Raw genomic sequence first — 18,664 nt, 5'->3', positions numbered from 1 at the left:
CTTTGATGTCAGGCGCAGGTGCTCTGGGACGAACGGTACTCTCGTTGGAAGGCACCGCCTCCAAAGAATCACGAGTGCGCGTCTGTCAGATTTACTGCAACCTAAAATCAATGAAGCGATGAAAGAAGCCGCCTGACGTGCCGTTTGCCGACCGAATTTCGCTTGTACGAAATGCTCTGCATTATCCTATTTCCTGAACCGGGGTGTCCAGCTTTCGATCAAGCTTTCTTCGTCGTCCTCATCGTCATCGCGATCGTTATTCTGCCCGATTGTCGTTGAGGTGAGGACGGTCAGAACTTTGCCATAAGACCCTAGGCTGACGGTCTCTTCCGTGACGGTCGCACGAGTTGTACCACCTAGCCAGTCCCTCACGTCCACTTCGTCTACAATACGTGCGCCGGCAGCGACCCGTTCGCGGTTGGTCGCAAGCTGTGCGGTGGCCGTACCCGAAGGCAGCGGTGTGCCTTTGCGAATCCAGTCGAGTTTGGGCAGCGACTTCATAGCTTCGGACATGAAGCAGTAATCGATAATTCCGTCGGTGCTGATGATCACGGCGACGGCAGCATCTGAAAGTTCTGCGAACCGGATGGCGGTCGCGGTGCGCGAGGTGACGCAGAGTTCGGCTATGCGGTCGATTGCGTCGAGGCCGGGATCGAAGCCGTCCATCGCCTTGCGAAAAGGCATTTCCGGCATCAGCAATCCGGCTGCGAAGTGGTCGGCTTCCAGCTCATAGGGATCGTTGGTCACAAAGCCGGCGCGAGAGACGTGAACGCCGTCCCTGATGACTTGGTCAATATGGCCGGGCAGGAAGTAATGGCCGAGTTCATGGCTGATGCTGAAACGCTGGAACCCAGGGCTCTGGATATGCGTCGCAAAAATGATCCCGAAGTTGTTTCCATGGCGCAGGAGCATTCCAGAAACGCCTCCGGCACTTTCGGATTTGCCCTCAACCATGATCTCGCGGCTCTCGGCGATGGCGAACGGATCGACAGGCAGGGTCAGGATCCCTTCTTGTTTGAGAAAGGCCTCGGCCGTCTGCCGGGCGAGCTTAAGGCTGAATATTCGACTCAAGAGTCCTTGTCTTTCTTCGCATTGCGTTTCGCTAGCATTTCCAGAAAGTCCTTGGCGATTTCGCGGTCGTTGCCGGTCAGCTTGCCTATGTCCCGAAAGAGGGGATCGCCCGCCTGCGCGAGTTCCGGGCTGTCCACACGCCCCAGCAGGTAGTCCGTGGTAATCTCTAGCGCGTTGGCGAGTCGCCGTAACGAATCGAAGGACGGCTTGCGCCCAGTCTCGAAATGGGCGATGGAGCTAGCCGGCATACCGGCACGCGCGCCGAGCTGTTCCTGGCTATAACCTCTTAATTCACGAGCACTTTTCAGCCTTTCGCGAAAGATGTCACTTGGGCTTTCGTTGTTGGGCATGTCTTTCCCGTCATGATAAACTTGACGCTGGTTAGGCGGCATCCTACATTCAAGACATATATCTCATGTCTAACCCGTCAAGCGCAAGGAATACCTGACGATGAGCCGGATACATGTCGATCACGCCGCCTTGGTCCGCTTTGCAGAGGAAAAAGTGAACCTTCCCCGCGAAAAGGCGGAGGAATACCGGGCGCAGGCTCGCCGGCTTCGGGAGAAGCTTGACGGCTATCTCGCGGAGCACCCGGATTTCACTCTGCGGAAGATGATGCTCTCCGGGAGCCTTGCAAAGGGCACGGCCTTGCGGTCTCTCAACGACATTGATGTCGCCTGCTATATTAGCGGCGGGTCGGCGCCGCGCGACGTCGCGGCGCTCCTCGAATATCTCGCGGAGCGCCTGCGTAAGGCCTTTCCGAATTTCAGCCCGGACCAGGTGAAGCCGCAGACTTACAGCGTTACCGTCTCGTTTCGTGGCACGGGTCTCGACGTGGATGTCGTGCCGATCCTGTATGACAACGATCCCCAATGGTACGGCAATCTTATCAGCCAGGAAGACGGCTCATTCCTGAAGACCAGCATACCGCTGCATCTCGATTTCGCGGCGCGCCGTAAGGCCGCGCAGAAGCCCCACTTCGCGCAGGTTGTACGGCTTGCAAAATACTGGACACGCATCATGAAGCGGGAGCGCGAGGGTTTCCGCTTCAAGTCGTTCATGGTCGAGATGATCCTCGCGCATCTTCAAGACGCTGGCGCCGATTTCTCTGACTACCCCGAAGCGCTCCAGCACTTCTTCACCTATGTCGTCCGCAGCGATTTCCGGGAGTGTATCGTTTTCTCCGACTACTACCCCGCATCAAGGGTAGGCACCTTCACGGACCGGGTTCAGATCATCGATCCAGTGAACGCCGAAAACAACGTCAGCCGGCTCTACACGCCGCGTGAGGCCGACATGATCGTCGATGCTGCGCTCGACGCCGGTGATGCCATCGATGCCGCCCTTGCTGCGCCGACCAAGCAGGAGACGGTCTATTACTGGCAAAAAGTGTTCGGCTCGTCGTTTCAGGTGTGAGGCATCATGTCGGAAAGTTATACTTATTCAGATACCCAAAGCTTCACGATCACGCACGCCCGGCACATGGCAGCCAAGGTCGCGACCGATCTCAAGCGCATGCAGCGACTCTATGGCGCGCCGTCGGATGGCCATATCGCTTCCTACGAGCAGGAGGTCATCGGGCTGCTGAAGGCAGGCTATCTTGGCGAAGTCACATACGGCTTCCGTCGGAATGACAACTGGATCGAGCCGACCCTGCGCTATACGGCGCAAAATCTCGCAAGCGCAGCGGCCAATGACGACGACCCGGGCCGCATCAGGCCGAGCGCGGATATCTCCGGTGCCACCTTCTATTCGTATCTTACCTACAGCGCGGCATGGAACAAGCTGACCGAGGCGGAACGCACCGCTTTCGAGAATACCCTGCCGTTTTTACGCGGCGACGCGCCCAAACCAGGCGTCAGCGGCTACTTCAGCGACGACCGTACCTATTCGTCCGGCGGTCGCGCCCTCAACCGTGCAAGTGTCAGGAGCTGGTAATGGAACTAAGGAAATCGCCGGATGAGTTTTTCGAGCGCCGGATCACCTATCCGGACTTCGGTGCGCGGGACCGGTTCGCACGGCTCGTGGGCCTTGACGACCAGAAAAGCAGGCTGACAAAGATCCTAGGCCTTCTCGTCAATCCATCCGGGCTGGAATCCTGGGCACGGCAGCATCATCCCCAAATCAATGGCCTTAAGACGACGGTGCTGCGCAGACCGCCTCTGGTCGTGCTTGCGGGTGACGTCGGCTCGGGGAAGACCGAACTGGCGGAAACGGTCGGCGATGCGGTTGCCCGCCAGGAAGATATTGACCTGACCCTGCTGCCTCTCAGCCTTTCTACACGCGGGCAGGGCCGCGTCGGCGAGATGACGCAGCTTATATCAGCGGCGTTCGACTACGCCGTCTCCGAGGCCTCCAAACTGAAAGGGGCCGGCGGCAAGGCTCGCGGCGGTATCATCCTGCTGGTCGATGAAGCAGACGCGCTCGCGCAATCGCGGGAAAACGCGCAAATGCATCATGAGGACCGGGCTGGCGTGAACGCCTTTATCCGTGGTATCGACCGCATCGGCAACGCAGCCTTGCCGGCTGCAGTTGTCATGTGCACTAACCGCCTTGGTGCGCTGGACCCGGCGGTGAAGCGCCGCGCTGCGGATATCCTGACCTTCGCCCGGCCCGATGCGGCCCAGCGCCGCGCACTACTGTACGGTCCTCTAACCGAGTTGGGCTTCTCGGCGGCCGACGTTGATCGCATGGTTGCTGTCACGGGGGAGCGACCGGGGCAGCCTCACGGCTTCACCTTCTCGGATCTGACGCAGAGGCTCCTTCCGTCGATCGTCCTCGACGCGTACCCGTCAGCCGCCGTGACGCCGGATCGGGCAATGGCAGTTGCAGAGAAGATGATCTCGACGCCTCCTTTCCAGGAGGGGCGCCATGGCTAGCTCGGTCACCGCGCGCTGGCATGGCGACAACTATCAGTCCCGCATTTTTTGGGAGAACGCCTTTAACCTCCTCGACAACTACTCGTGTGTCGTCGAAGTGACGTTCGAGGCTGACGGGCCGAAGTCGTTTGACGACGTGGTTGTTAGATACGATCCCCCCGTTCCGCGTTCAGGTGCGGAAAGGGTTGCGGTGGATTATCACCAGATCAAATGGCACGTCGAAACTGGCGGTCGCTTCGGCTATGAAGATCTCGTCGATCCGGATTTCATCGGGGCGCAGTCGTTTTCCCTTCTCCAGCGATTACAGGATGCCAAGGCGAAGCTCCCGCCAGAGCAGACGGCTCACTTTTCGTTTCTGACGACCTACCGCATCAAGGACGGAGATCCTCTGGCGGAGCTCGTCGCTGGGCACGACCGGACCCTTCTTATCGAACGCCTGTTCGACGGTACGACGGACCGCAGCCGCATGGGCAAAGTGCGCAAGCTCTGGCGCGAGCATCTTGGCTGTGCCACCGATGATGAATTGAAATCTGTCGTCACCGGCCTCCGGTTCTTTGAAGGTCATCGCTCGCTCGATGAACTGCGCGCCGAGATCAATCTTAAGGCCCAGGTAGTCGGTGTCATGGCATGCAGCGCCGCCGATTCCGATTTTCGCTATGACGAACTGGCGCGTCAGATGAAAATACGGCAGCTTAACGCGCTGACCCGGGAAACATTCCTCAAGCTCTGCCGCGAAGAGGGGCTGATTACAGATCAGCCGCAACAGGAGACGTTCCTGCCTATCGCCATTCGGAGCTTTCTGGGCCCGGCTGCCGACATAGCCGGCGCGACGCCGGACAACACGCTCATGCTGACAGACTCGTTTCGTCAGCGTTACCTGCAGAACGGCAATGATTGGCAGCATGACATAAGACCCCTGGTAGAGTTGTTTCTTCGAGATGCCGTTAAAAAGTCAGCACGATTGCGTGTGATACTCGACGCTCACGCGTCCATCGCTTTTCTTGCGGGAACGGTGCTGGATATGAAGTCCGGTATCGAGACGCACCTCGTCCAGAAGGGCCGCATCGGAGCGAGGGTATGGCGGGCGAACGACGGCACCTCCGGTCCGGGGCTTATTGCTGCCGAGCATCAGCTCGGCGCAGGGAACGAGATCGCGGTAGCCCTAAGCATCACGCAACCCGTTGAGTCGCAAGCGCTGCGCTTTATCTCAGACCGGCTTCCTGCCGTAGGGTGCCTTGTTTCGTTCCAACTGCCGGGAGGGCCTGGACATCAGAACGTCATGGGAGGCGGTCACGCCGCAGCACTTGCCGAACAGGTTTCTAACGCCGTTCGTGCGGTTAAGGCTGATGAGCCAGATGCGCTCGTTCACATATTTGCTGCCTGCCCGAACAGCTTGCTGTTCTTTCTTGGCCAGCATCATCAGGGGCTTGCCCCCTGCCTGGTTTACGAGTTCGATTTCGACCGGCGCGACAACAAGACCTACCAGCCTTCATTTCTGATGGACTGATTACCGGCACCTCCTCGCAGATCACAACAAGAATTTGCGCTCGCACCAAGGAGGTTATGAGCCTCAATGCTCGGACGGCATCCCTTACTGCAAGTTCGGGGGCGGAATGAGACCCTAAGGATTTGGTCGATGTCGTTGGACAATATCGGCGACCGTGTTCTTGCTGATGCCGAGGTTTCGTGCGATCCATCGATAGCTACGGCCTTCCGCGTTCAGCGCCATCACTTTTGGCGTAAGCCGATCTGATTTAGGGCGTTCCCCTGTTTGACGGCCAAGCTTTCTGCCGCGAGCCTTGGCTGCGGCAAGACCAGACTTGACGCGTTCGCTAATCAAGTCGCGCTCGAACTCCGCAATGCCGGACAGAAAGGTTGCGAGCATTCGGCCATGCGGTGAGGATAAGTCGAAGGTCATGCCGTTCATGGCGATGATCGAGACTTTCCAACCTTCCAGTTCGCGTAGTGTGTTGAGAAGGTCAATGGTCGAGCGTCCCCATCTGGACAGTTCTGTGACGAGCACCGCATCGATCTGCCGAGCCTGTGCGAGCGCCATGATCTTGCGGCGTTCAGTTCGGTCGAGTTTTGCGCCGGAACCCGTTTCTTTGAAAATTCCCGCCACATCGTAACCAGCACGGTCGGCAAATGCCGTGAGGTCACGCTCCTGCCGTTCACATGACTGATCCGCTGTTGAAACGCGGCAATAGATTGCGGCGCGCTGTCCCAATTGAACCCTCGTGGATTTTGGTGCCGGAAGGCCTTGATTTGTATGGGTCGATTGTTGTCCAGAACAGACTATACTTCAATAGGGACAGTTGCGGCATACCAAGACGACATATTCTCACCGAGCGACAGCGCTCAGCACTCTTCGATCTGCCTACCGATGAACTCTCGCTGCTCAGGCACTACACGTTGGCCGACGACGACCTTGAACATATCCGGGAACGGCGCAGACCGGAGAATCGGCTTGGGTTCGCTCTACAGCTATGTGCCCTTCGCTATCCCGGTCGTGCGCTCACGCCCGGCGAGTTGATCCCGCAAGAACTCCTGTCCTTTATCGGAGCTCAACTCGACACCCCGGCTGACGCGCTTCTCACCTATGCCACTCGCCGCCAGACCCGCCAGCAGCATATGGAAGCCTTACGCGAGATTTACGGCTACAAGGCGTTCGCGGGCCGTGGCGCACGTGATTTGCGAGATTGGCTTTTCGATCAGGCCGAAGATGCGAAGTCGAACGAGGATCTGGCGCAGCGCTTCGTCGTGCAAGGCAGGAAAATGGTGACCATCCTGCCAGCGGTATCAACGATAGAGCGTCTGTGCGCCGATGCTCTCGTTGCGGCCGAGCGACGCATCGAGACACGGGTAGTGGAAAGGCTCGATTTTAATGCGCGCGAGCGACTGGACGGGCTTCTGACCGAAATGGTGGACGGAAACATCAGCCGTTTCATCTGGCTTCGCCAGTTCGAGGTCGGCAGTAATTCCGCATCAGCGAACCGCTTGCTTGATCGGCTGGAGTTCCTGTGCGGTCTGGAGATCGATCATCAGGTCCTCGTAGGTATACCGCCACACCGCATCGCGCGTCTGCGTCGGCAGGGCGAGCGTTACTTCACGGATGGCCTGCTCGACATCAGTTCGGATCGGCGATGGGCGATCATCGCCGTCTGTGCCGCCGAATGGGAAGCCGCGATCGCCGACGCCATTATCGAGACCCACGACCGTATCGTCGGGAAAACCTGGCGAGAGGCGAAACGGCTCCATGACGAGCGAATTGCTGGTTCCAAGGTGGCGGTCACAAATACGCTTCGCGCTTTCACGGCGTTGGGAGCCTCTTTGTTGGAAGCTCGCGACGACGGAATTCCGCTAGAAAATGCAATGGCACGATCGGTAGCGTGGCATCAACTTGAACAACTGGTCGCAGCAGGGACGCAACTCACCAATACATTGGCGGATGAACCATTAGCCTACGTCGGACAATGGTATCATCGGTTCCGCCGATACGCGCCGCGGATGTTGCGATGCCTGAGGCTGAAAGCCGCAACCGTGCCGCCGGTGCGAATCACAGACATCCTGCTGGAGGTTGATGAGGCGATCGGCTTCTCCGACGCCTTCTCCCATCTGAGAACCGGAGCGCCATGCGCTGACCGGGTCGGCTTGTTGAACGTCCTGCTTGCGGAGGGATTGAACCTCGGCCTTCGTAAAATGGCGGAAGCCTCGAACACGCATGGATTACTGGCAGCTCTCACGCCTCGCACGCTGGCATGTCGAGAGGGAGGCTATAGACCAGGCGCTGGCAATGGTCGTAGCCGCGCAAGGGAAGCTACCGATGTCCCGGTTCTGGGGCATGGGGACGACGGCATCGAGCGATGGCCAGTTCTTCCCATCGGCACGACAGGGCGAGGCCATGAACATGATCAACGCGAAGTACGGTAATCAGCCTGGCTTGAAAGCCTACACTCACGTCAATGACCAGTTCGCGCCCTTCGCATCGCAGACTATTCCCGCAACGGTCAGCGAAGCACCGTACATCCTCGACGGCTTGCTGATGAACGAGGCAGGTCGGCAGGTTGGGGAACAATATGCCGATACGGCCGGCTTCACAGATCACCTCTTCGGTATCAGCGCCATGCTTGGCTATCGCCTCGTCCTGCGTATTCGTGACTTGCCATCGAAACGGCTCTACGTGTTCAATCCCGCAGCAACGCCGAAGGATTTATTTTCAGCGGCGTTCCGTCAGGGCGACTGGTTGATACTTGCGGAAGCAGCCGGGTGCTAGTGATTGGGCTCGTTCTCATGGCAGTTGGTGCTTTTCTTCTGGCGTTCTTGCCAAATATGATCGGGGTCGTCGGCTACGTAATCTCCATCATCGTCCTGACGCCGGGCTACCAGCTCTTTCAGTCCGCAAACAACACCGCCGCGTTGGCGAATGTTTCAGCCGACCGGCGCGGCACGGTTTCAGGACTTCTCGGCCTATCGCGCAATATTGGGTTGATCGGAGGAGCCTCTGTCATGGGGGCAGTCTTCGCCTTCGGCGTCGGGACGGGAAAGCTTGTCCATGCCGGATCTGCGGCAATCGCCAGCGGCATGCAACTCACCTTCCTGCTCGCCGGTGCAATTATGGCTGTCGCGATCGGCTTCAATGTTTCTGCAAGACGGTCAGAACGAGCATTACTGTCGGCCAAACAAGATCGGCAGCCGGAGACACCTTGATCTTTCACTGGATGCAACGCTGGCAGACGCCACCACAGCCTTGCGAAATCACCGCGTCGGCACGAGCACGCAAGCCTTCGGCATCCGACAGCGCATCCCAGTATCCGTTAGCGCCATGGCCGACGAGGACGACCAGTAAGAAGGCAGATGCAACGCCGACATATTTCGACACCAATATGCGACTGATGTACGGCGAAGAGACGGCTGCGTTGATGCGCTGCTGGCACGGACATCAGCGCCGCCACAGCCAGCGACGGGAATAGTGCTTTAACCGGGATATGGCTGGCATGCATGATTTCACCCTCTCGAATCCTGAGCATCACAGGGATCAGTGGAGGTCACGATCATATTGTTCTCCAGCTCCCGACGGCGCAGCGGTCCTTTCACATTTCTTGACGCTGCAGCGATTATGCGTGGACGACCGGCCTGGCGCTGGCCGCACCTAGGCCGCTGGAACCGTATTTGAGCGCTTGGAAGCGAAATATCGCAAAGGTGGCTTCACTCACTCGCCAAACAGGAACCGTAAAAGACGCCAGCTTAAAATGCTGTCTGCTTCGTTTAAGACAACGTTCTTACCAGAATTCCGAATCCGCGCCCGCCCTCTTCCGAAATAAAGACAATACCGGCTTCCTCCAACACATTCCTGATGCGCTCAAGAGTTGCTGGTCGAAGAGTTTCACCTTTCTCTAAACGGACAACGGTTTCTGTCGACACTTCGGCTGCTTTCGCCAACTCGCGGACTCCTAATCCCAGGGCGACCCGCGCTAATCGACACTGTAAACCGTTCATATCGACACTCTGTATCGTTTTCTGATTGCATTCCGCCCAGAAACGCGCTAGCTTCTGGTAATTGCGACCGCACCGGGTGTCGAAACCACCCGGCGCAGTCTAACCACAACCCAAGCTTTAGGGAGCTCGGATCATGGCTGATTCTGAGAATAGCAGAACTTTGCCCTCTCGTACCCATCGAAACATTCTTGCCTCGGTCGAGGAATTCCTTTCCCACAAATCAAATTCGCCGTCGCCTGCCCCAGGCGAGGATCCCGCAGTGCTAAAATGGGAAATCTGGCAAAAGGCCTATACCGAATTCTGCCAGCTCTGCCGGTTGCAGCAGCATATTGAGAGAAAATTACTCCGGGAAGTCGGTGAACCCTATATCCAGGTAGAAGTGCCCGGGATGGGGACATGCTCGGTAATGAGCTACCGGGATATAGAAAACGTCCTTCCGGGCCCATCGCTGGCGGAAGCGCGCGCAGAAGCAAATAAGCGATTGAAAGAGCATTATGCTGTACGGGAGCTTGCGCACGAACTGACCGGATATACGCGCGCGCTTGAAGCGGAGAGCGAGGCTTCCGAACGTGAAGGGGCAGCCGCGCACGCACTATGGGATACACCGGCCCGGTCCATTTACGGTGCAGTCGCAAAACTGCATGCACTGATAACGCTGGGTGTCCTCCAGCCCGATTGCGACGAATTCCCCTGGCCTCCGTTTCGATCGGTGGCTGCCGACCTGTTGACGATTTTAAAGGATACAAATCTCAGTCCTCCTTGCGAGGACTGACCAGCTCTTCGATCGTCACGTCGAGCGCAGCGGCCAGCTTCGCCAGATTTTTCAGCGTTGGCGAGTGCTTTCGATTTTCAAGGTTCTGAATCGTCGAGCGATGCAAACCGGAACGAAACCCCAGCTCTTCCTGAGAGAGTTTTCGCTCGTTCCTTAGCCAGAACAGGTTACGGGCAAAGATATCACGGTTTTCCATCCTTGAACTTATTGCGTTCTGTTGAGTATTCCACTACAGAGTAAACTCTACAAAATTCGAGGGAGCAAACAGCCGGGCAGAACAGGTCCGGATATGGGCAAAGATTTTTTCGCAGGAGGAGCACGGACCCGGATTGTGGCGTGCTGCGAAACATCCAAGGGAGCATTTCAATGATATCAGTCGGCAGTTTTCGCCGGGCGCTTATCTGCGCGGGCGTTAGCATTTCAATGCTGGGAGGCCTGACGGCAGTTCACGCCAGCGCGCAGACGCTTAAAGTCGCAACCGCCTACAAGCTCATGACGCTCGATCCGCACTATGCGGATCTCAACGAAAATACCTCGCTTCTTTCCCATATTTTCGAACGGCTGGTTTACCAGGACGAAAACATGGAGCCCCAGCCGGGTCTCGCCACGTCCTGGAAGCGCCTGTCAGACAAACAATGGGAATTCAAGCTTCGCGAAGACGTGAAGTTTCATGATGGCTCACCTTTTACGGCACAGGACGTTGTCGCTACCGTCGAGCGTATCCAGCACTATCTCAAACCACCGAGCGGTGGTCTGGCCGCCTATACGCAAGCCATCAGCAATGTAACCGCGACAGACCCGCATACCGTTATCTTCGAAACGAGCGAAGCTGATCCGACTCTTCCATTGTCACTTGCTTCAGTATTTGTAGTGCGGCGTGACGATAGCGGCTTCAAAGCGACCGACGAGATGAACCAAGGCGCGGCCGTAATTGGCACCGGTCCCTACAAATTCCACAGCTGGCAATCGGGCGAATCCCTGAAACTGGTCAAGAACGAAGATTACTGGGGGAAAAAGCCAGCTTGGTCTGAAGTGTTATTCCGCATCATTGAAAGCCCTGCCGCCCGTGTGGCAGCACTGGCAACCGGAGACGTCGATCTGGCCGACTTTGTCCCCGCGCGCGATGTAGAAATGCTCAAGCAGCGCGGAGCAAAAATAGAAAGCACAAGTGCGGCCCGATCCAATTTCCTGCAATTTGATATCGGTCGCAAACAACTTCCCGGCATAACCGACAATTCCGGTGCTCCCATAGCAAATCCGTTTCGGGATGTACGAGTGCGCAAGGCCCTGACAATGGCGACAGACCGCGATTTTCTGGCACAGAAGATTCTTATGGGCTACGGAAGCGCAGCCTCCCAGCTCTTTCCAACCGGCTTACCGGGCACCTCGGATCGGCTTTCCGTCTCCAAACCTGATTATGAAGGTGCCAAAGACCTGCTATCCCAGGCGGGTTTCAAGGACGGCTTTAATCTCGAGATCGGGGGGCCTGGAGGACGTTATCCCGGTGATAGCGAATCGCTGCAGGCCGTCGCCCAAAACTGGGCGCGCATCGGGGTTCGCGTAAAGCCGGCTGTAGCGCCCTACTCTGTCTATGCGAACAAACTGAACCAAGGAGATTATCCGGTCTGGTATGCGGGCTGTTCCGGCGATGCAGTTGCGATCTGTCTGGATGCGGTCCTGGCTTCAAAGAATGACGAAAAGAAAACCGGGTCATTGAATTACGGCGACTATCACAATCCAGCGTTCGACAAAGCGCTTGCCGAAGCAGAGACTATTGAGGTTGGGTTGAAGCGGGACGATGCGGTCGCCCGCGCAACCGATCTTGTGATGGCAGACTATCCAATTATTCCGCTTTACCATTTCCACCATATAGCGGGCTATGGAAAGCGTGTTGCCTCCTACACAGTTCACCCACGCGGATGGACAACCGCCATGCAAGCCGTGCCGGCGGGAGAGTGACCATGGGCTTGATCGCTGCCGTCACTGGTCGCCTCGGACAGGCACTGGTTCTGCTTTTCGTCATGTCGCTGATCGGATTCATCGGGATTCACAGTATTGGAAACCCGGTCTTCAATATCGTCAATATGGAGACGGCAACCGCTGAGGACATACGAAATGCAACGATTGCGCTCGGGCTCGACCAGCCCGTGTGGCAACAGTATCTGATTTTCGTGAAATCGCTCCTTACTGGATCGTTTGGCACCTCGTATATCTACCATCTACCGGCTTTCTCGCTGGTTATGGCCAAGTTGCCAGCAACCTTTGAACTGGCTTCGGCAGCAATGCTCCTTGCAGCACCTGGCGGAGTTCTGCTTGGCCTCATTGCAGGGCGCAATCAGGGAAGCCTGATTGACCGGTTCGTTTTGAGAGCCAGTGTGTTTGCAATCAGCATTCCTGCTTTCTGGCTCAGTATGGTGCTGATCCTCCTCGGAGCCGTCACGTTGGGCTGGTTCCCGTCAGGGGGTCGCGGCAACACCGCCCAACTGTTCGGCGTTGAATGGAGTTTCCTGACGGCAAACGGACTGAAACATCTGGCTCTTCCGGCGCTTTCGCTGGCCATACCGAACATAGCATTGATTGCCCGGTTGGCCCGAGCCGGTACCGTGGAAGTGGAGAATCTGGATTTCACCCGATTTTGCCGGGCAAAAGGGCTCTCACCCAGCCGGATCCTGTTTCGTCACACCCTCCCCAATATCAGCGTGCCAATAGTGACCGTCATCGGCCTGCAATTTGGTGCCATGCTTGCTTTTGCAGTGGTCGTTGAAACCATTTTTGCCTGGCCTGGTGTCGGAAAGCTGCTCATCGACTCGATCCAGCTTCTTGATCGCCCGGTCGTGATGGCAACATTGACATTCGTTTCCGTCACCTTCGTTGTGCTCAACGCGCTTGTCGATCTTTTTCACGCGTTCATTGATCCGCGCATACGCCATTCTTCACAAAGGTAGCTTGCCATGAATGCCGAAACTCTCCGGAAAGCTTGGAAGCTCCCTTTCCTGCTTCCCAAAACACCATCAACCGTCATCTTCACTGTCTTTGTCCTACTCGCGCTTGCGGCACCATTCATAGCGCCGCAGAATCCCTATGACCCGCTTCAGATTTTCGCGTGGGAGGCTTCTTCTCCTCCCGGAACAACGGGAAGTGGCGGTTATGTGTATTTCCTCGGTACCGATGGGTTGGGCCGCGATATCGCAAGCACCATTCTTTACGGCTTGCGCATCAGCCTCGCCGTATCCCTCATCAGCACGGCAATAGCCGGTCTGATCGGTCTGACTGCCGGGGTCACTGCCGCTTATTTCGGCAAGCGGGTTGACGCCTTCATCATGCGGACGGTCGATCTGTTTCTAAGCCTTCCTTCGATGCTGATCGCGCTGATCGCGATTGTCACACTGGGACCAGGCGTCGACCGCATCATCCTCGCACTAATCATTGTCCAGTGGGCAAATTATGCACGGGTGGCACGGGCCGTTGCAATGAGTGAACGAGGGAAATCCTATATCGACGCTGCTCATTTGCTCCGATTACCAACTTTTCGGGTGATCTTTCGTCATCTTCTGCCGAACAGCATAGCTCCAGCGCTCACGCTCGTTCCGATCGAAGTCGGGCACGCGATTGCGCTTGAAGCCACCCTCTCCTTTCTCGGTCTTGGCGTCCCCGTGGATCAGCCATCGCTTGGTTCTGCAGTGGCCAATGGATTTCAGTACCTGATGACCGGCCAGTACTGGATCAGCTTTTTTCCGGGCCTCGCCCTGTTCGGGCTTATCGCGAGCGTGAACTTCGTGGGCGAGGAATTTCGTCGCAGATTCGATCCAAGGAACCGTACACAATGACTGAAGACATGAGCACGAACCTTCTGGAGATCAGCAATTTCTCTTTGCAGTATGCCACGACAAATGGCCCAATCCCGATCTTGCACAATGTCAGCACGGCACTCGGTAACGGCCAGATTCTTGGCATTATCGGAGAATCCGGTGCAGGCAAGTCGACTTTAGGCAATGCGATCATCGGATTACTGGGACCGCGGTTCAAGCAGACTTCCGGTTCTATCCGATTTTCCGGACAAGAGCTTGGCGAATTGCCAACGGGTCCGGAGCAAGCGAGGGGAAGACGGATCTCGGCAATTTTTCAGGACCATACGGCATCGCTTGATCCGCTGATGCGCATCGGCGCCCAGCTGGATGAGACAATCAGCCTGTTCCATCCCGGGCTTTCTCGCCGGGAGATCCGCAAACGCGGTATCGAAATCCTCGGACGGGTAGGGATCCCCCAACCCGAGCGCCGATATGACGACTATCCTCACCAGTTCTCGGGCGGACAGCGGCAACGCATCGTCATCGCGATAGCGCTGGCAGGATCGCCGGAACTCATTATCGCTGACGAGCCTACCTCTGCGCTTGACGCCACCGTTCAAAAGCAGATCCTGATGCTCCTGCGCGAACTTGTCGATGAAACCGGTGTTTCCATCATGCTGGTTACCCACGATATGGGCGTTATAGCCGAGATCACCGACAAGGTACTGGTGATGCGCCACGGAAGGGTTGTAGAACAAAACTCAACCCGCGCCATACTTGACGCGCCGCAGAATGAGTATACGCGCAGATTGCTTGCGGCTGTGCCTCGATTGCGTCTATCCAGCAGCGATTCCCGGTCCGATATGTCGGGGTCGACGAATATATTTGATAGACGAGAAGGCGGTATAGAACCGGCTGCTGATATTCTTGTGGCGAGCAATGTCTCGAAAAGCTTTCGCTCCGCGGGACTTCCCTGGTCTTTTTCACGCACCGCATCACAAAAAGCCCTGGACCGCATTTCAATCCGAATTCAACGCGGCAGCGTTACCGGCATTATTGGCGAAAGTGGAAGCGGGAAAACAACCATGGGCAGGATCATTGCCGGACTCGAAACGGCAAGTGACGGCGAGATAGCAATCGATGGAACTAAATTCGACGTCTCGAAGAATGGCCGAACGAGCGGAATCCTGGGCCGGGTACAAATGATCTTTCAGGACCCGTCGATTTCGTTGAACCCGCGCATGACGATCGGCGATACACTTGAGGAGGCTATTCGATCCTCAAATCGCCTGGCTAACCGGTTGACGACCAATTCTCACGTCGGAGGGATGATGGACAGGCTTGGTCTGGCAAGGAATTTCCTGTCCCGTTATCCGCATCAGCTTTCAGGCGGGCAGAAGCAGCGTATCTGTATTGCGCGCGCACTTCTTGCGCGCCCACAGATCATTGTTGCCGACGAACCGACCTCTGCGCTCGATGTCTCGGTTCAAGCCGAGATCATCGACCTTCTGAAGGAGCGCATTGTGGAAGACCGCCTTTCGATGATCTTCATTTCGCATGATCTTGCCGTCGTTCAGGATCTCTGCAGCCAGATTTACATTTTGAGGAACGGCCGCGTCGAAGATTCCGGGCCCTCTGCAACCGTATTTGCGCAATCCCAGAACGCTTACACGCGCAGTCTGGTCGCGGCTCGTTCCAACCGATTCATCCAATAGAAGCATACACCATTCACCACACGCGAGCGGTCATGAGCGGGAATAGCCACGTTCCAGCTTCCCGTTCATATGGCCAATCGCAACGCATGCCGAAAGAGGACAATCATGACCAACAGCTTCACCGTCGCTGTAACCGGGCAATCCCTGATCAAGCACGATACCCGCAGCGTTTCCAATCCAGCTTTTCAGGAGGTCCGTGCAATCTTAAAGAACGCTGACCTGGCTTTTACCAATTTCGAAGGTACCATAGCCGGGCGCTACGGTGGTTGGCCCCTGAAGGGTTCATTTTTCGACTGCAGCAAGCCCGTCGTTCTGGACGCACTTCAGGATATCGGATTTCAGGCTCTTTCCCTTTCCAACAATCATGCGTTCGACCTGGGACCCTCAGGCATACTTTCGACTTTGGAAGAAGTAGAGCAGCGGGGCTTCCTGCATGCCGGGATCGGTCGAAACTATCAAGACGCTGCTAAGCCCGGTCTGGATTGGATTGGGCAACGCAAGATTGCCATCGTCGCAATGGACGGCGGCCCAGGTCCCGATTTTATGTATGCCGATGATGCGGGGAAAGACCGGCCGGAACGACCGGGTGTCAATCGCCTGGGCATTTCGCAACTTATCGATGTCGACAAAGCAACGTTCGACGAACTTCGTTCCGTGCGGGACAAGGTGGGCTATACGCAACTGGCACTGACCAATGACAGTCAACCGAACGATCCATATCCGGTCAACGAGCTGGAGGAAGTCTGTATCGGGCGGGCTGTTTTCCGGCGGTCGGAAGATTTCAGACGAAGCGTAAAGATCAACGATGGCGATCTGGCGATGAATCTCCAGGCTATCGCCGATGCCGCGCGGGAAGGCTGTCTGGTAATGGCCTATCTGCACCATCACCACTGGGCAACGGATTGGCTTCAGGTGCCAGACTGGGTTAGAAGCATAGCAAAAAAATGTATCGACGCGGGCGCGGCGGCTTTTGTGAGCCATGGAGCGCCTGTCTTGCAGGGGATGGAGATCTACCGGAAGAGGCCGATTTTCTACAGCCTTGGTAACTTCATTTTCCACGTACCGTCAGAAGAGGGCACGTGGCGTGCTCCCGAGGTCTGGGAGAGCGTGATCGGATCATGTTCCTTTGACGATAACAACAACCTGACCGAGGCGGTGCTTCATCCGCTGATTATTGGTGGTGAACAGGCACTAAGCGGGGCAACGTTTGAGCAGCGCCTTGTGCCCGAACTGGCGAGACAGCAGAACGCAGATCGAATTTTGCATCAGTTTGCGGACCGATCCTCGGTTTTCGGGACAAACGTCGAGATTTCCGGAGGCTGCGGTCGTGTCAGCCTGTGACCGGTCCCGCTGTAAAACGATCAAGCAAACCTCTTGAGACTGGAAGTCACACTATGGATATCAGCAGTGAATTGACGGAGCGCTTTTTCCGCTATGTCGCAATTGCAAGTCAAAGCGACGCATCCTCATCGCGCTTGCCATCATCTCCTGGCCAAATGGAGCTCGCGCGCCTTTTGGCCCGGGAGATGATCGCCTTGGGAGTTCAGGAGGTTGTCGTTGATGACCAAGCCATCGTGACCGGGATAAGGCGCGGTACTCAGCCTGATGCGCCACGCATCGGTTTCATTGCTCATCTCGATACCGCAGATGTGGGTCTGCAGGCCAGCATTCGCCCTCAAATACATCGCGTCACTGGTTGTGACCTCTGTCTTAACCAGGAAAAGGATATCTGGTTGCGCGTTGACCAGCATCCGGAAATCAATCGATGGGTTGGCCATGATGTCATCACGAGCGATGGAACAAGTGTACTTGGAGCGGACAATAAGGCTGCAATCGCCGTTATCATGACACTTATGGCCCGCCTGGATGAGGCCGGAAACTATGGCGATGTGGCCGTCGCCTTTGTCCCCGATGAGGAAATCGGGCTGAGAGGTGCCAAAGCGCTGGATCTGGAAAGATTTAACTGTGACTTTGCCTATACGATCGATTGTTGTGAACTTGGTGAGGTCGTAACCGAAAACTTCAATGCGGCCACTTGCGAAATCACCTTTGAGGGGGTCAGCGCACACCCGATGTCAGCGAAAGGTAAACTTGTAAACCCCGTGCTTATGGCGCAGGATTTCATCGCCAAGTTCGATCGAAAGGACACACCTGAACATACGGATGGAACAGAAGGATTTTACTGGATGTCGGATCTTGTCGCCAACGACAGCACAGCAACGCTCCGGGTTCTGATACGCGACTTCGACACCGCTTCATTCGAGGCGCGAAAGCAGAAAATCATTGCCATCGTAGATGCGATGAAAATGCAATACCCGTCTGGCGAAATCCAATGCCGCATAACCGATGAGTATCGAAATGTCGGCCCGTTTTTCTCGGCCGATCCTCGAGCGATGAAGTTACTCCTGGCGTCTCTCGACAGGGTGAACGTCAAACCGAAACTCATTTCAATGCGCGGAGGAACCGATGGTGCAGTCTTGTCTGAGCGCGGTATTCCGACGCCCAATATGTTCACAGGCGCGTATAATTTCCATTCACGGTTTGAGTTTCTTCCTGTTCCGGCGTTCGTGAAATCGTATGAAGTCGCGGCCATGCTATGCCATTCCGCAGCCAGCTTACGGTAAACCCAAATGCTGGAATAATAGCTACAACGAGGCTAGCCGCTTCTAAGGTTTTCGGTTCCGCGGACGCGAATTCCCGCTGTTCGATTCATGCGTAAGCAAATCCGCCGGGGAAACTTCCAGTATCTCGGCAAGGGTGGCGACCATATCGATGGTCGGACTATAAATGCATCTCTCGAGAGAGCTTATATATGTCCGATCAATACCAGCCTGATGCGCAAGTTTCTCCTGCGACAAGCCCCTTGCGTGTCGCATTATTCTGAGGTTGCGCGCAAAAATCTCACGAATGTTCATATTCGCAGTCATGCGCGGCGCGGTGCAT

The 18,664-nt window shown here is 56.3% G+C and carries 19 protein-coding genes and 1 pseudogene; 13 read left to right on the top strand and 7 right to left on the bottom strand.

Features of this window, described 5'->3' with window-relative positions; translation table 11 throughout:
* Window positions 1-186: 186 nt before the first annotated feature.
* Both ACOWVS_RS20500 and ACOWVS_RS20495 read right to left on the bottom strand, forming a co-directional pair.
* Entirely contained in the window at window positions 187-1,071 is an 885-nt protein-coding gene (locus tag ACOWVS_RS20500; protein ID WP_075042384.1) for an ImmA/IrrE family metallo-endopeptidase, read from the bottom strand.
* Window positions 1,068-1,421: a helix-turn-helix domain-containing protein gene (locus tag ACOWVS_RS20495; RefSeq protein ID WP_075042383.1), complete on the bottom strand. Its 354-nt coding sequence runs from the start codon at window positions 1,419-1,421 to the stop codon at window positions 1,068-1,070. The genes ACOWVS_RS20500 and ACOWVS_RS20495 overlap by 4 nt, the downstream gene beginning before the upstream one ends.
* Window positions 1,422-1,521: 100 nt before the next feature.
* Here ACOWVS_RS20495 and ACOWVS_RS20490 point away from each other — a divergent pair, with 100 nt between their 5' ends.
* Genes ACOWVS_RS20490 through ACOWVS_RS20475 form a run of 4 tightly spaced genes read left to right on the top strand, consistent with a single transcriptional unit; the run spans window position 1,522 to window position 5,457 of the window.
* The gene (locus ACOWVS_RS20490; protein WP_075042382.1) at window positions 1,522-2,487 is read left to right on the top strand and encodes a CBASS oligonucleotide cyclase; all 966 of its coding nucleotides are present in this window, start codon (window positions 1,522-1,524) and stop codon (window positions 2,485-2,487) included.
* A gap of 6 nt (window positions 2,488-2,493) precedes the next feature.
* The gene (locus ACOWVS_RS20485; RefSeq protein WP_075042381.1) at window positions 2,494-3,009 is read left to right on the top strand and encodes a hypothetical protein; all 516 of its coding nucleotides are present in this window, start codon (window positions 2,494-2,496) and stop codon (window positions 3,007-3,009) included.
* On the top strand, window positions 3,009-3,950 hold the full coding sequence (locus ACOWVS_RS20480) for an AAA family ATPase (RefSeq protein WP_075042380.1): 942 nt from the start codon (window positions 3,009-3,011) through the stop codon (window positions 3,948-3,950). Before ACOWVS_RS20485 ends, ACOWVS_RS20480 begins: the two co-directional genes overlap by 1 nt.
* Window positions 3,943-5,457, top strand: coding sequence for an SAVED domain-containing protein (locus ACOWVS_RS20475; protein WP_075042379.1), 1,515 nt, complete (start codon window positions 3,943-3,945; stop codon window positions 5,455-5,457). The genes ACOWVS_RS20480 and ACOWVS_RS20475 overlap by 8 nt, the downstream gene beginning before the upstream one ends.
* Before the next feature lie 114 nt (window positions 5,458-5,571).
* Here ACOWVS_RS20475 and ACOWVS_RS20470 read toward each other — a convergent pair whose 3' ends face one another.
* Window positions 5,572-6,177: a recombinase family protein gene (locus ACOWVS_RS20470; protein WP_075042378.1), complete on the bottom strand. Its 606-nt coding sequence runs from the start codon at window positions 6,175-6,177 to the stop codon at window positions 5,572-5,574.
* A 95-nt stretch (window positions 6,178-6,272) separates the two neighbouring features.
* Between ACOWVS_RS20470 and ACOWVS_RS20465 the strand changes: the two are divergent.
* Both ACOWVS_RS20465 and ACOWVS_RS20460 read left to right on the top strand, forming a co-directional pair.
* Window positions 6,273-8,163: pseudogene (locus tag ACOWVS_RS20465) on the top strand (Tn3 family transposase); the annotation flags it as partial.
* Between the two features lie 77 nt (window positions 8,164-8,240).
* The gene (locus tag ACOWVS_RS20460; RefSeq protein WP_345569098.1) at window positions 8,241-8,657 is read left to right on the top strand and encodes a hypothetical protein; all 417 of its coding nucleotides are present in this window, start codon (window positions 8,241-8,243) and stop codon (window positions 8,655-8,657) included.
* Between the two features lie 4 nt (window positions 8,658-8,661).
* Here ACOWVS_RS20460 and ACOWVS_RS20455 read toward each other — a convergent pair whose 3' ends face one another.
* On the bottom strand, window positions 8,662-8,829 hold the full coding sequence (locus tag ACOWVS_RS20455; RefSeq protein WP_247644463.1) for a hypothetical protein: 168 nt from the start codon (window positions 8,827-8,829) through the stop codon (window positions 8,662-8,664).
* Between the two features lie 386 nt (window positions 8,830-9,215).
* Window positions 9,216-9,446, bottom strand: a complete 231-nt coding sequence (locus ACOWVS_RS20450) for a helix-turn-helix domain-containing protein (protein WP_075042375.1) — start codon at window positions 9,444-9,446, stop codon at window positions 9,216-9,218.
* Between the two features lie 133 nt (window positions 9,447-9,579).
* Between ACOWVS_RS20450 and ACOWVS_RS20445 the strand changes: the two genes are divergently transcribed.
* A complete protein-coding gene (locus ACOWVS_RS20445) occupies window positions 9,580-10,218 on the top strand; it encodes a hypothetical protein (RefSeq protein WP_075042374.1) in 639 nt (212 codons plus the stop codon).
* Here ACOWVS_RS20445 and ACOWVS_RS20440 read toward each other — a convergent pair.
* The gene (locus ACOWVS_RS20440) at window positions 10,196-10,414 is read right to left on the bottom strand and encodes a helix-turn-helix domain-containing protein (RefSeq protein WP_075042373.1); all 219 of its coding nucleotides are present in this window, start codon (window positions 10,412-10,414) and stop codon (window positions 10,196-10,198) included. The two genes, ACOWVS_RS20445 and ACOWVS_RS20440, sit on opposite strands and share 23 nt — an antisense overlap.
* Window positions 10,415-10,584: 170 nt before the next feature.
* Here ACOWVS_RS20440 and ACOWVS_RS20435 point away from each other — a divergent pair, with 170 nt between their 5' ends.
* From ACOWVS_RS20435 to pepT, 6 genes are all read left to right on the top strand, one after another.
* A complete protein-coding gene (locus tag ACOWVS_RS20435; protein ID WP_139309312.1) occupies window positions 10,585-12,177 on the top strand; it encodes an ABC transporter substrate-binding protein in 1,593 nt (530 codons plus the stop codon).
* 2 nt (window positions 12,178-12,179) lie between these two features.
* Window positions 12,180-13,163: an ABC transporter permease gene (locus tag ACOWVS_RS20430; protein WP_075042372.1), complete on the top strand. Its 984-nt coding sequence runs from the start codon at window positions 12,180-12,182 to the stop codon at window positions 13,161-13,163.
* Between the two features lie 6 nt (window positions 13,164-13,169).
* Window positions 13,170-14,045, top strand: a complete 876-nt coding sequence (locus tag ACOWVS_RS20425) for an ABC transporter permease (protein ID WP_075042371.1) — start codon at window positions 13,170-13,172, stop codon at window positions 14,043-14,045.
* Window positions 14,042-15,721, top strand: a complete 1,680-nt coding sequence (locus ACOWVS_RS20420; RefSeq protein ID WP_075042370.1) for a dipeptide ABC transporter ATP-binding protein — start codon at window positions 14,042-14,044, stop codon at window positions 15,719-15,721. The genes ACOWVS_RS20425 and ACOWVS_RS20420 overlap by 4 nt, the downstream gene beginning before the upstream one ends.
* Before the next feature lie 105 nt (window positions 15,722-15,826).
* Complete coding sequence (locus ACOWVS_RS20415; RefSeq protein WP_075042405.1) at window positions 15,827-17,062, top strand: CapA family protein; 1,236 nt, start codon at window positions 15,827-15,829, stop codon at window positions 17,060-17,062.
* A gap of 53 nt (window positions 17,063-17,115) precedes the next feature.
* A complete protein-coding gene (pepT, locus tag ACOWVS_RS20410; RefSeq protein WP_075042369.1) occupies window positions 17,116-18,345 on the top strand; it encodes a peptidase T in 1,230 nt (409 codons plus the stop codon).
* A gap of 42 nt (window positions 18,346-18,387) precedes the next feature.
* Here pepT and ACOWVS_RS20405 read toward each other — a convergent pair whose 3' ends face one another.
* On the bottom strand, window positions 18,388-18,636 hold the full coding sequence (locus tag ACOWVS_RS20405) for a helix-turn-helix domain-containing protein (RefSeq protein ID WP_075042404.1): 249 nt from the start codon (window positions 18,634-18,636) through the stop codon (window positions 18,388-18,390).
* Window positions 18,637-18,664: the final 28 nt, after the last annotated feature.

The sequence above is a fragment of the Brucella sp. IR068 genome (genome assembly GCF_049065885.1).
GTDB lineage: Bacteria > Pseudomonadota > Alphaproteobacteria > Rhizobiales > Rhizobiaceae > Brucella > Brucella intermedia.
Note: the sequence above shows the minus strand (reverse complement) of the source record. Positions and strands in the feature narration are given on the sequence as shown.

Coding starts and splice junctions, on each gene's coding strand:
- ACOWVS_RS20450 (WP_075042375.1), bottom strand. CDS start 9,446: ATGAACGGTTTACAGTGTCGATTAGCGCGGGTCGCCCTGGGATTAGGA.
- ACOWVS_RS20490 (WP_075042382.1), top strand. CDS start 1,522: ATGAGCCGGATACATGTCGATCACGCCGCCTTGGTCCGCTTTGCAGAG.
- pepT (WP_075042369.1), top strand. CDS start 17,116: ATGGATATCAGCAGTGAATTGACGGAGCGCTTTTTCCGCTATGTCGCA.
- ACOWVS_RS20415 (WP_075042405.1), top strand. CDS start 15,827: ATGACCAACAGCTTCACCGTCGCTGTAACCGGGCAATCCCTGATCAAG.
- ACOWVS_RS20430 (WP_075042372.1), top strand. CDS start 12,180: ATGGGCTTGATCGCTGCCGTCACTGGTCGCCTCGGACAGGCACTGGTT.
- ACOWVS_RS20460 (WP_345569098.1), top strand. CDS start 8,241: ATGGCAGTTGGTGCTTTTCTTCTGGCGTTCTTGCCAAATATGATCGGG.
- ACOWVS_RS20405 (WP_075042404.1), bottom strand. CDS start 18,636: ATGAACATTCGTGAGATTTTTGCGCGCAACCTCAGAATAATGCGACAC.
- ACOWVS_RS20425 (WP_075042371.1), top strand. CDS start 13,170: ATGAATGCCGAAACTCTCCGGAAAGCTTGGAAGCTCCCTTTCCTGCTT.
- ACOWVS_RS20435 (WP_139309312.1), top strand. CDS start 10,585: ATGATATCAGTCGGCAGTTTTCGCCGGGCGCTTATCTGCGCGGGCGTT.
- ACOWVS_RS20480 (WP_075042380.1), top strand. CDS start 3,009: ATGGAACTAAGGAAATCGCCGGATGAGTTTTTCGAGCGCCGGATCACC.
- ACOWVS_RS20420 (WP_075042370.1), top strand. CDS start 14,042: ATGACTGAAGACATGAGCACGAACCTTCTGGAGATCAGCAATTTCTCT.
- ACOWVS_RS20485 (WP_075042381.1), top strand. CDS start 2,494: ATGTCGGAAAGTTATACTTATTCAGATACCCAAAGCTTCACGATCACG.
- ACOWVS_RS20495 (WP_075042383.1), bottom strand. CDS start 1,421: ATGCCCAACAACGAAAGCCCAAGTGACATCTTTCGCGAAAGGCTGAAA.
- ACOWVS_RS20440 (WP_075042373.1), bottom strand. CDS start 10,414: ATGGAAAACCGTGATATCTTTGCCCGTAACCTGTTCTGGCTAAGGAAC.
- ACOWVS_RS20445 (WP_075042374.1), top strand. CDS start 9,580: ATGGCTGATTCTGAGAATAGCAGAACTTTGCCCTCTCGTACCCATCGA.
- ACOWVS_RS20475 (WP_075042379.1), top strand. CDS start 3,943: ATGGCTAGCTCGGTCACCGCGCGCTGGCATGGCGACAACTATCAGTCC.